The 12,335-nt window shown below is 75.5% G+C and carries 2 protein-coding genes; both read right to left on the bottom strand.

Annotation, left to right across the window (positions count from 1 at the left end):
* Positions 1–786 (bottom strand): KS-MAT linker domain-containing protein (locus CRP51_RS28920; protein ID WP_212615939.1); only part of this gene is annotated, 786 nt, incomplete at its 3' end.
* Positions 787–881: 95 nt separating this feature from the next.
* Positions 882–12,236, bottom strand: a complete 11,355-nt coding sequence (locus CRP51_RS30020) for an SDR family NAD(P)-dependent oxidoreductase (RefSeq protein WP_097232706.1) — start codon at positions 12,234–12,236, stop codon at positions 882–884.
* Between the last annotated feature and the right edge of the window lie 99 nt (positions 12,237–12,335).

The raw sequence follows: 12,335 nt of genomic DNA, 5'->3' as shown, positions 1-12,335 counted from the left end.
AACCAAACCCCCCACATCACCCACACCCACCCGAAAACGCCCCCCACCCAACCGCTCCACACCCACACCAGAACCCACCTCCACCACCGACACACGCCACCCCTCCACACCCACAAACCCACCAACCACCCCATCAACCCCAGCCAACCCAACCGGAACAAAAACCACCACCGAAACCCCAACACCCACACCAGAACCCGAAACCGCAACCTCCTCCCACACCTCCTCAAACAACATCAACCCCGAACCCGCCGACATCACCAGTTCGCCGGACTCCGCCGACTCCACCAGCACCTCGGGCTCCTTCGGCCGCTGCGCCGAGGGCACCCAGTAGCGCTCGCCGGCGAACGGGTAGGTCGGCAGGCTGACGGTGCGCGGCCGCCGGTCCGCGTCCGCGTGCAGCGCCGCCCAGTCGACGCGCAGGCCCCTCGTCCACAGCTCGGCCAGCCGGCCGAACTCCCCGGCGCGGACCAGCCCCTCGACCGGCTCCTCCCGCTCACCGGCGTCGACGCCTTCGCCCTCGCCCCGGAACACCCCGGCCGGCGGCTCCCCGTCCAGGTCCAGCGCGGCCAGCTTGTCCTTGAGGTCGTCCACCGAGGTGGCCAGCAGCGCCAGCCGGTGGTCCATCTCCTCGCGCCCCACCTGAAGGGTGTAGGCGATGTCCGACAGCCGCTCGTCCCCGTAGCCGCGCGAGACGAGGGCCTCCCTGAGCTGGCGCGCCTGCTCGGCCAGCCGGTCCTGGTCACGGGCCGAGAGGACGATCAACGCCGGGCGCTGGGACGACATGTGGGACTCCTTGGTACGCGGGGAGAGGGGAGGACGGATGTGGCTCCGGTTCGGGTCCTGTTCCGGACCCCGGTGCGAACGCGGTCGCGCGTCATTCATGGCCGGTCGAACTCCTGGATGACCACGTGGGCATTCGCACCACCCGCTCCGAACGACGAAACTCCGGCGGTCCTCGGGGCGTCGTGCGGCGTGCGCCACTCCCCGAGTTCCCGCTGCACGTAGAAGGGGCTGTTCTCGATGTCGAGATGGGGGTTCAGCTCGCGCGCGTGCAGCGAGGGCGCGAGTTCCCCGTGGTTGAGCTGCTGGATCACCTTGATCACGCCGGCGACGCCGGAGGCCGCCTCCAGGTGGCCGATGTTGGACTTCACCGAGCCGACGGCGCAGAACCCGACGTCGTCGGTGTCCTCGCGGAACGCCTGCGTCAGCCCGGCGATCTCGATCGGGTCGCCCAGTTCCGTGCCGGTGCCGTGCGCCTCCAGGAAGCTCACCGTGCGGGCGTCGACGCCCGCCTGGTCGAGGGCGCCGCGCACCAGGTCGCGCTGGGCGACCGGGTTGGGGACGGTGTAGCCGTTGGTCTTGCCGTCGTGGTTGATGCCGGTGCCCCGGATGACGGCGTAGACGTGGTCGCCGTCCGCCATCGCCCGCGACAGCGGCTTCAGCAGCAGGCTCGCCACGCCCTCGCCCGGCACCATGCCGTTGGCGCCCTTACCGAAGCTGCGGCAGAGGCCGTCGGGGGAGAGCATCCGCTTCCGGCTGAACTCGACGTACGCCGAGGGGTGGGTGTACACGTTCACCCCGCCGGCGACGGCCATCTCGCTGGAGCCGCGCCGCAGATGCTCGCACGCCTGGTGGATCGCGGAGAGCGAGGACGAGCACATGGTGTCGACCGGCAGGCTCGGGCCGTGCAGGTCGAAGACGTAGGAGACCCGGTTGGCCACGGAGCTGAAGTTGGTCGACAGGTGGCGCGGCGCGCCGTCCCGCCCCAGCTCGGCGCCCAGCAGCTCGAATCCCGTCCTGGTGATCCCGACGAAGACGCCGACCCGGCCGCCGTGCTGGCGGGCGATGCGGTCGCGGGGGTAGGCCGCGTCCTCGAACGCCCGCCAGGTCTCCTGGAGGAAGAGCCGCTCCTGCGGGTCCATCTCCAGCGCCTCGCGCGGCGAGATGCGGAAGAAGTACGGGTCGAAGTCGGCGAAGCCGTCGAGGAACCCGCCCCACTTGGAGTAGCTCTTGCCGTGGGTGACGGCGTGCTCGACGTCCTCCGTGTAGAAGCCGTCGAGGCGCCAGCGGTCGGCGGGGATCTCCGTGACGGTGCTCTTCCCGCCCCGCAGGTTGGCCCAGAACTCGTCCACGTTGTTGGCGCCGGGGAAGCGACCGCTCATCCCGATGACGGCGATCGGCTCGTCGGCGACCGGCGCCCGGCCGGCGGCTCCCCGCCGGCCGGCGCGCAGCGGGGTGAGCGCCGGGACCGGGACGGGCGGCGCGGCGTGCGCGGGCGGCGCCGGCGGCGCGGCCGCGTCGCCGGCCCAGGCGCCGCTCTCCGCCGGGAACGTCCCGGCGAGGGCGTCCGCGACGGCGGCGAGCGTGCGGTGCTCGAAGAACAGCGTCTTCGGCAGCGCGGGGAACGGCGTGCTCAGCAGGTGGTTGAGGCGCGCGATGAGGAACGAGTCGATGCCGTAGCTGTCCAACGGCTCCTCGGCGTCGACGCGCGCCACCGCGATGTCGGTGGTCTCGGCGAAGAGCTCGGTCAGCCGTCGCCGCACCGCGCGGGCGGTCTGCGCCGGGTCCGCCGCCTCGGCCGCCGCCGGTGCCCGCCCTGCGGGCACGCCACGGCCGGCGGCGTGGGCCGCCATCCGCGCCGGGTCGCCCTCCATGACCATCACCTGCGCGTGGCCCGAGGCGAGCGCGCGGTACAGGGCGTCGATCGCGGTGGCGGTCCGCAGCGGGACCATGCCGGTCTCGGCGCGCATGGCCTGCTCGGTGGCGGCGTCGACCCGCATCCCGGCGTCGCGCCACAGCGGCCAGTTGACCGACAGGGTCCGCCCGGAGCGCCGGCCGGCGCGCACCCACTCGGCGCGCCGGGCGGCGTGGACGTCCAGGAAGCCGTTGGCCGCCGCGTAGTCGGCCTGGCCGACGTTGCCGAGGGCGCCCGCCACGGACGAGCAGAGCAGGAACAGGTCCAGCGGCAGGTCGGCCGTCGCCTCGTCCAGCCGCACCAGTCCGGTGACCTTGGGGGCCAGCACCTCCCGCACCGCCTGCGGTGTCTTGCGGACGGCGAAGCCGTCGCGCAGCACCCCGGCGGTGTGGATGACGCCGTGCAGGGCGCCGAAGTCGCGCAGGACGCCCGCGACCAGCGCGTCGACCTGTTCCGCGTCGGTGACGTCGGTCCTGCGGTAGTCGACGACGGTGCCGGGGCCGACCAGTTCGCGGAGCGCGCCGAGGCGGGCCTCGGAGGCGGGCGACCGGCCGGTGAGGACGAGCGTCGCGCGCTCGGCGCGGCGCGCGATCTCCGCGCCGAGGGCGGCGGCGATGCCGTAGCCGCCGGTCAGCAGGTACACGCCGCCGTCGCGCCAGGGCGAAGGGGCGTCGGGCGCGGCGGTGACGTTCTCCCAGCGCGACACGAGGAGCGCCCCCTCGACCTGCCGGAGGCGCGGCTCGTCGGGGCGGGCGGCGGCCGCCCGCAGGGCGGCGACGGCCTCGGTGGCGGTGGCCGGGTCGCACTCGACGAGCTGGGCGCGCACGGCGGGGTTCTCCCGCCGGACCGTGGCGAGCATCCCGAACAGGCCGCGCGCCCAGTGCCCCGCGCCGTCCGCCGGGACGCACACCTGGACGAGCGCGCCCTCCGCGGGCACGTTCCGCAGCACCCCCTGGAGGGTGTCGAGGAGGGCGAGCGCGGCGGTCTCGTAGGCGGCCGCGGTGTCGGCGCCCTCGGGCACGGTCGGCAGGACGGTGTGCCGGGCCGTCGGCAGCGCCTCCCGCACCGCGCGGGTCGTGGCCTCGGGCAGCCCGCAGAGCACCACGAGGCGTTCGGCCGCCGGGGCGGCGGTGGCGGCCGGCGCGTCGACGAACACCGGCCGGGTGACCAGCGGTTCGACGGCGCCCTCCGGCGCCGGGGGCGCGGAGCGCCAGGTGAGGCCGCGCAGGACGAGGCACACCTCGCCCTCGGCGTCGACCAGTTCCAGGTCGACCCGGTCCTCGGCCACCCGGCGGGCGACGGCCCAGGCTGCGCGGGAGTCGGGTGCCGTGCGGTACGCGACCGTCTCGCGCACCCCGGCCGGGGTCAGCGTCGCCGCGCCCTCGGGGCCGGCGGCCGTCAGCTCGGCGGCGACCCGCAGCGCGGCCCCGACCAGCGCGGGCGGGGTGCCGGGGCCGGCGTCGGCCGGGAGGGGGGCCAGCAGCAGGTCCGCGTCCTGCTCCCGCCGGAGCCGCTCGAGGTCGACGCGCGGCGGGCGGGCCGTCCCGGCCGGTTCCGCGACGCCCTGGCTGAGGATCTCCCGCCCGAACTCGGCGGCGGGGACGGGCTGGTACACCTCGAAGGCGATCCGTTCGCCGTCCGCTTCGGCGGCCGGGTGCAGGGCGACGCTGACGGGCGTGCGGCCGTCGACGACGGGGGCGGGCGCGCCCCAGGTCACGTCGCGCAGCCGCGTCGCCGCGCCGGCGGCCAGGTCGGCGGCGGCGCGGGCCATGCCCAGCTGGGCGGCCGGCGGCAGTGCGGCGGGCAGCGGACCCAGGGGTCCGAGCAACGCCTCGTCGGCGGCGTGGAAGACCGAGGCGAACCGGTGCTCGGTGAGGTCGGAGGTGTTCCGGCGCAGCAGCGGGTGCGGCCCCTGCCCGCCGGGCACGGCGGGCGCGGGGGCGCCCGGGTGGGAGGTCGGCCGGGAGGCCGGCGCCGCCCAGTAGCGCTCGCGGGCGAAGGGGTAGCCGGGCAGGCTGACCGGCGGCAGGGCCCGGCCGCCGAAGAGCCCGGACCACGGCAGGTCGTAGCCCTGGCAGTACAGCTCGGCAAGCGCGGACAGCACCCGCTCCGGGCCGCCGGCCGGGGCCTCGGCGCCCGCCCGCGCCACCAGCTCCTCGGCGTGTGCGAAGAGCATCTCCTGCGGCTGGAACTCGCGCGGCACCTGGCCGTGGAACAGCCTCGGCGCGCCTTCGGCGCCGGCCAGCGCGTCGGCGGCCTCGCGCGCGTCGGCCGCGACGACGGCCCGCCGGTGGCGGTGGTGGAGCCGGCCGGTCAGCAGGGTGGCGCTGACGGCGGCGAGGTCGGTCCCCGGCCGCTCGCGCAGACGCGCGGCGAGCCGCTCGGCCAGCCGGTCGAGCGCCTCCGGGCTGCGCGCGGAGAACGCGAGCAGCCGGGGTCCGTCGGCGGTGGCCGCCGGGTCCCCGGTCGGCCGCGGGTACTCCTCGACGACCAGGTGGGCGTTGGTGCCGCTGATGCCGAACGCGCTGACCGCGCCGGTGCGCGGGCGGCCGGCGGTGCTCGGCCACTCCCGGCGGACGGTGTTGACGGTGAAGGGGCCGGCCTCCCAGTCGACGTAGTCGCTGAGCTCCTCGCAGTGGATGCTGGCGGGCAGCGTCGCGTGCCGCATCGCCTGGACGAGGCCGATCAGGCTCACCACGCCCGAGGCCGCGAAGGCGTGGCCGACGTTCGGCTTGGTGGTGACCAGCGCGCAGTCCGCGCTCCGCTCGCCGCCGTCCTGGAACGCGCGGGTCAGCGCGTTGATCTCGATCGGGTCGCCGAGCCTGGTGCCGGTGCCGTGGGTGAAGACGCAGTCGATGGCGGCGGGGTCGATGGCGTGGCGCCGGTAGACGTCGCTCAGCAGCCGGGCCTGGGAGCGGCTGCTGGGGGCGGTGATGCCGTTGGTCCTGCCGTCGTAGTTGAGGCCGCTGCCGGTGATGACGCCGAGGACGCGGTCGCCGTCGGCCTCCGCCAGGGAGAGCCGCTTGAGGACGACGACGGCGACGGCCTCTCCGGGGACCAGGCCGTTGGCGCGCTTGTCGAAGGCGTGGCAGCGACCGTCGGGCGAGAGCATTCCGGCCTGTTCCGGCTCCACGAAGCTCTGGGCGGTGGTCATCAGGTTGACGCCGCCGGCGAGCGCCGTGTCGCACTCCCCGTTCCGCAGGCTGCCGCACGCCTCGTGGATGGCGGCAAGTCCGGAGGAGCAGGCCGTGTTGATGGCCATGACCGGGCCGCTGAAGTTCAGGAAGTAGGCCAGGCGGGCGGCCAGGATGCCCTCGTGGTTGGCGGTGACGTTGCCGGGCTCGTCCAGGAGCCGGGCGTAGTCGCCGTTCTCCGCGCCGAGGAACGTGCCGATGGTGTGGGACTCGATCTTCTCGGCGCCGTAGCCGGCGTCCTCCAGCGCGTGCCAGGACTCCTGGAGCAGCAGCCGCTGGCGGGGGTCCATGGCGCGGGCGTCGGACGGAGCGATCTCGAAGAACAGCGGGTCGAACTCGTCGACGCCGGGCACCAGTCCCGCACGCCAGGCGCCGCCGTGGCCGGGGAAGCGCTCCTCGGGCACGGGCACGGTGACGTCCCGGCCGTCGGCGAGGACGTCCCACAGCTCGTCGACGGTGCGGGCGTCGGGGAACCGGCCGCTCATGCCGATGATGGCGATCGGCTCGGGGACACCCCGGGGGGCGGGCGCGCTCGCCGGCGCCGCCGGCGCCGGGGCGACGGGCCGGTCGGCGGGGGCGGCCGCCGCGTAGTGGTCGCGCACCGTCGCGGCCTGCTCGTCGAGGCAGTGGCGGGCCAGGGCGTCCAGCGTCGGGCAGTCGAAGAAAACGGCGGGGGTGATCCGCAGCCCGAACCGCCGGGTGAGGGCGGCGGCGTAGTCGGTGAGGCTGATGGAGTCGAAGCCGAAGTCCGCCATGTTGGTGTCGAGCGGCACCTCCTCCGGCGCCATCCGCAGCAGCGCCCCGGCCTCGGCCCGCAGGTCACGGCGGAGGGCGTCGGCCAGGTCCTCGCCGGCCGCGGGCGCCGGCGCGGCCGGCGGCTCGCCGCCGGCGGGGGGCGCGGGGGCGCGGCGCGGGCCGTCGGCGCCCTCGACGCGCAACAGGCGCCTGATCCGCTCGGGGTCGCCGGCCATCACCAGGCGCTGTGCCGCGCCCTCGGCGAGCAGCCGGTCGAAGAGGGCCAGGCCCTCCTCGGTCTCCAGGGCGCGCTGCCCGCTGGACTTCAGGTAGAGCCGGGTGCTGTCGTCGCCGGCCAGGTTCATCCCGCCGTCGGCCCACAGCGGCCAGTTGACGGAGAGCGCCACCCCGCGCCGCGTCTCGCCGGGGCGGTGTTGGGCGAACGAGGTCTGGAAGCGGTTGCCGGCCGCGTAGGCGCCGGAGCCGAAGTCGCCGATGACGGCGGAGACGGACGAGAAGTAGCAGGTGAAGTCGAGCGGGTCGTCGGCCAGGAGCCGGTCCAGGACGAGGGTGCCTTCGACCTTCGGGCGGAGCATCGCGCCGAACGCGTCGGCGTCCATGTCGAGCAGGGTGTCGCGGCTGTCGACGCCTGCGGCGTGGATGACGCCGGTGAAGGGCCCGAACCGCTCGCGGGCCGCGTCCAGTCCGGCGCGCATGGCGTCCTCGTCGGCGACGTCCGCCCTGAGGTGGTGGAACCTTCCGGCGTGCAGCTCCTTCTCAAGCCGGGCGCGGCGCTCCGGGTCGAGCGGGGAACGGCCGGTGAGGACGAGGTTGACGGGGGCGGAGCGGGCCAGGTGGCGGGCGAGGAGCAGGCCGAGCCCGCCGAGTCCGCCGGTGATCAGATAGGTGCCGCCGGCCCTGACGGCCGGTCGGGCGGCGGCGGGCGGGGCGACCTCGCGCAGGGTGGCGGTGCGGCGGACCCCGTCGCGGTACAGGGCGCTGTCCTGGTCGGGGGCGGCCAGCTCGTCGACGAGGGTGGGCAGCCACGCCTCCAACCGGCCGGCCACGTCGGCCGGTTCCGCGGGCAGGTCCGTCGGGCAGGCGACGGTGGCGTGGGTGCCGGGCAGCATCAGCCGCAGGGACCGCTCCAGGCCGAGCCAGGACTCGACGTGGCAGCGGTCGAGCGCGGTCAGCGGCTGGGCGGAGAGCAGCAGCCGGGGGACGGGCAGGGCGGCGTCGAAGAGGCCCTGGGCCAGGTGGAGCAGGGGCCGGTGGTCGCGCAGCAGCGCCGGGTCCTCGAACGCCCAGAGGTAGACGAGGGCGTCGGGCCGCCCGTGGCGCTCGGTGACGCGGGCGAAGGCGCGGGCGAACGACTCGGGGTCGGCCGGGTCGACGCCGACGGTCTCCTCGTCGTGGCCGCCGGCGGTCGCCGGGCTCAGGAACACGGCGGTGGCGCGCGGGTCCCTCGCCCGCAGGGCGCGGGCGCACAGCTCCCGGTGGGCGGGGTCGGCCACCAGGAACACGACGGTGCCCAGCCGGGGCGCGGCGGTGGGTGCCGGCAGCGGCCGGGCGCGCCACACCTCCTCGAAGACCAGCGGCGCGGGCGGGGCGGCGGGGGCGGGGGCGGCGGGCGCCGAGGGCGCGCGGGTCAGCCAGTGCCGGCGGCGGGCGAACGGATAGGTGGGCAGCGGCACCCGTCGGCCGCCGGCGTGCGGCGGGCGGCCTTCGAGGTCGAGGCCGTCGGCCCACGCCTGGGCGACGCGCGGGTGCTCACCCCGGTCGATCCACTCGGCGAGCCGGGCGGGGGTCGCCGGGGCGGCGGCGGACCGTTCGGGGCGCGGGGTGACGACGCCCTCGGCGGACTCCTCGCCCCGCAGCCAGGCGTCGAGCCGTTCGGTCAACTCGGCGTTGTCGGCGGCGAGAAAGGCCACCCGCCGGGGCATCTCCTCGCGTCCGACGGCCAGCGTGTGCGCGAGGTCGCGCGGGTCGGGGTCGTGGCGGCGGAGGTGGTCGCGCAGGGCGTCGACGCGTTCCCGCAGCGCCTCGTCGGTGCGGGCGGAGAGCAGGACGACGGCGGGACCCTCGGCGGACGGGCGGTCGTCGCGGGGCTCCGGCCGGTGTTCCTCGACGACGACATGGGCGTTGACCCCGCCGAAGCCGAACGAGCTGACGCCGGCGCGGCGCGGCCGGCGGGTGCCGTCCTCGTCGACGGGGGCGGGCCACTCGCGGGTGCGGTCCACGATGTGGAAGGGGCTGTCCGCCAGCGAGATGTGCGGATTGAGCGTCTCGAAGTGCGGCAGCCCGGGGAGGATGCCGTGTCGCACGCTGAGCAGGGCCTTGAGCAGGCCGGCGAGGCCGGCGGCGGACTCCAGGTGGCCCATGTTGGCCTTGGCCGAGCCGAGGCCGCAGTAGCCGGTCGGCAGGTCGGGGTCGAGTTCGGCGAACGCCTCGCGCAGCGCCTGGACCTCGATGGGGTCGCCGAGGGCGGTGCCGGTGCCGTGCGCCTCGATGTAGCCGACGGTCGCGGGGTCGGTCCCCGAGCTCAGATAGGCGGTCTTGACCAGTTCCTTCTGCGCGGTGAGGTTCGGGGCGCGCAGGGAGTTGGACTTGCCGTCGTGGTTGACGGCGCTGGCGCGGATGACGCCGTGGATGTGGTCGCCGTCCGCGAGTGCCCTGGCCAGGGGCTTCAGCAGCACGGCGGCGTAGCCCTCGCCGCGGACGAATCCGTCGGCGGCGGCGTCGAAGGTGCGGCAGCGCCCGCCGGGCGAGAGCATCCCGGCCTGCTGGCTCACCCGGTAGGGGCGGGGCGACAGCATCAGGTTGACGCCGGCGGCGACGGCGACGCGGCTGGTGCCGTCGCGCAGCGACCGGGCCGCGCGGTGGACGGCGACCAGGGAGCTGGAGCAGGCGGTGTTCAGGATCTCGCTGGGGCCGCGGAAGTTGAACCAGCGGGAGACCCGGTTGGCGACGAGGCTGGCGTGCAGCCCGGAGTCGAGATGGGCGCCGTAGACGTCGATCAGGCCGGGGTCGAGGGTGACCAGTTCGGCGTAGTCGTTGTTGTGGACGCCGACGAAGACGCCGACCTCCTCGCCGTCGAAGTCGGAGGCCCGGTAGCCGGCGTCCTCGAAGACGCGCCAGGTCACCTCCAGCGCCTTGCGCTGCTGCGGGTCCATGCTCTCGGCTTCGAGCGGCGCGATCCCGAAGAAGGCGGCGTCGAAGTCGGCGACGTCGTCGATGAAGGCGCCGTCGCGGGGCAGCCCGTCGGTGTCGGGGCCGTAGTGGCGGCGGTAGGTGTCGAGGATCTCGGGGCGGCTGTCGGCGAGCGGGGTGACGCAGTCCTTCTCCTCGACCAGGTTGCGCCAGTAGCTGTCGAGGTCGGTGGCGCCGCCGGGGAGCCGCAGGCTCACCCCGACGACGGCGACCGCGCCGGCGTCCGCCGCCTCCGGCTCGGGGGTGGCGGGCGCGGACGGGCGCGCGGCGACGGGGGCGGGAGCGGCCGCGAGGTGGGCGGCGAGCGCGTCGACGGTCCGGTGCTTGAAGAGCAGGGCCGGTCCGTAGGCGACGCCGAAGACCCGTTCGACCTGGCGGGCGAGCCGGATGTACTGGAGGGAGTCCAGGCCGAGTTCGGCGAACGTGCCGACGCCGTCGAACTCCGCCGGCTCACGCCCCAGCGTGAGCCCGAACACCTCGGCGACCAGCCGGCGCCGCACCTCGGCCACCCCGGCCACCTCGGCCACCCCGGTCGCCCCGGTCGCCCCGGTCGCCCCGGCGTCGGGGGCTGGCTCGCCCCGCTCCGCCCCGAGGGTGACCGCACCCGCGCGGTAGGAGGCCAGGACCGGGAGCGCGCCCGCCAGATAGGCGTGCATGGTCTTCTTGCGGAGGATCTTGCCGATCGCGGAGTGGGCCACTCCCCCGGTGTCGGAGAGCACGACCTCGTGGCAGGTGAGCTGGTGCTTCTCGGAGACCGCCGCCACGACCCGGCGCAGCAGCGCGCGGTACTCCTCGCCGGGCAGGGCCGCGTCGACCTCCTGGACCACGACGACCCGCTCGGCGTCGTCGATGTCGCAGCCGAAGACGGCCAGCCGCCCGGTGACCCCGGGGAGCGCCGCGCGGACGGTCGCCTCGATGTCGGCGGGGTAGTGGTTCTCCCCCCGCACGATGATCAACTCCTTCTCGCGGCCGGTGACATGGAGCCGTCCGTCGAGGACGAACCCCAGGTCGCCGGTTCGGAAATGGCCCAGCCCCGCCGGTCCGGAGAACGCCTCCTCGGTGGCCTCCTCGTTCTCGTGGTAGCCGCGGAAGACGCCCGGGTAGCGCACCCAGATCTCGCCGACCTCGCCCGGGGCGCGGTCCGCGCCGGTCTCCGGGTCGACGACCCGGACGATGTCGCCGCCGGGCAGCGGGCCGATCGCGGCGACCGCCCTGCCGGTGCCGGCGTCGTCGCTGTCCACCGCCCGGCCGCGCTCCAGTTCGGCGACGTCCACGCGCCGGAAGACCGCCTCGGTGGCCGAGGGTTCGGTGACGACCGCGCCGATCTCGGTCATGCCGTAGTTGGGGCAGAAGCTCTCCGGGCGCAGCCCCAGGGGCGCGAAGGTCTCGGTGAACCGGCGGTGGCTGTCCTCCCGGATCAGCTCGCCGGCGCAGAGCAGGTTGGTGAGGCTGGCCAACGAGACGCCCTCGGCGGCGAGCGCGGCGGGGTCCAGCTGGTCGCACAGGAAGTCGAGGGCGAAGTTGGGGGCGCCGGTGTGGGTGGCGCCGTGCGCGCTGATCGCGCGCGGCCACGCGTCGGGCTGCCGCACGAACGTGCTGGGCGGCATCAGGACGCTGTCCACGCCGACGGCCAACGGCAGCAGCAGGCCGACGGAGATGCCGAAGTTGTGCGAGAGCGGCAGCCAGGACACGACGGTGCTGTCGGGCCCCACCTCCCAGATGTCGCGGGACAGCTCGATCTGGGCGAGCAGCACGGAGTGGGTGTAGGTCACACCCTTGGGGGCGGTCAGGGAGCCGGAGGTGAACAGCAGCACCGCCGGGTCCTCGCCCCGCGCCGCCCGGTCGGGGGCGGTCTCCCCGGCGTCGTCGGCGTCTTCCGCGTCCTCCTCCCCGGCGGCGGGCTCGGCGGGGACGACGACGGTCAGCCGGCCCAGCGACTCCTCGGCGCGGGCGGCGACCAGTTCTGCGGTCTCCGCGCCGGTGACCAGGCAGGTGGCGCCCGAGGCGGGGGCGAGGGCGCGGAGCTTGGCGAGCGTGTCCTCGGGGTCGTCGGCGAGGTCGGCGAGCATCGGGACGGCGACCACGTTGGCGTAGGCGCAGGCGGCGAGGGCGGTGACGTAGGTGAGGGCGTTCGGCAGTTGGACGAGGACCCGCTGCCCGGGCTCGCAGGCGGCCTGGAGCGCGGTGCTCAACCGGCGGGCGCGGCGCCGCAGCGCGGCCCCGGTCAGCGAGGCGACCTCGTCCTCGCCCGGCCCGGTGCGGAAGTGGAAGCGCCCCTCGTCCGGGTAACGGTCGTACAGGTCGGCCAGGGTGCGGCCGGGGAGCCGGCCCGACGCGCGGTCGGGCGCCGGGTCCGGCTGGTGGTCCGGCCGGCGCACGCCACCTGATGCGTCCGTCATGTTCCGCGTCTCCTCACGAGATGTCCCTCAGCCACCACGCCATGCGCGTGCACGTCTGTGTCCACGATTGATCCGGTCGGTCACGTCCTCCCCGCGGAC

Origin of the sequence: Streptomyces zhaozhouensis (assembly GCF_900230195.1) — a bacterium.
Taxonomy (GTDB): domain Bacteria; phylum Actinomycetota; class Actinomycetes; order Streptomycetales; family Streptomycetaceae; genus Streptomyces; species Streptomyces zhaozhouensis.
The sequence above is the reverse complement of the archived record's forward strand: the minus strand, read 5'-3'. Positions and strand labels throughout refer to the sequence as shown.

Excerpts from the sequence above, each read along its gene's own strand:
- CRP51_RS30020 (WP_097232706.1), bottom strand. The coding sequence starts at position 12,236 with ATGACGGACGCATCAGGTGGCGTGCGCCGGCCGGACCACCAGCCGGAC.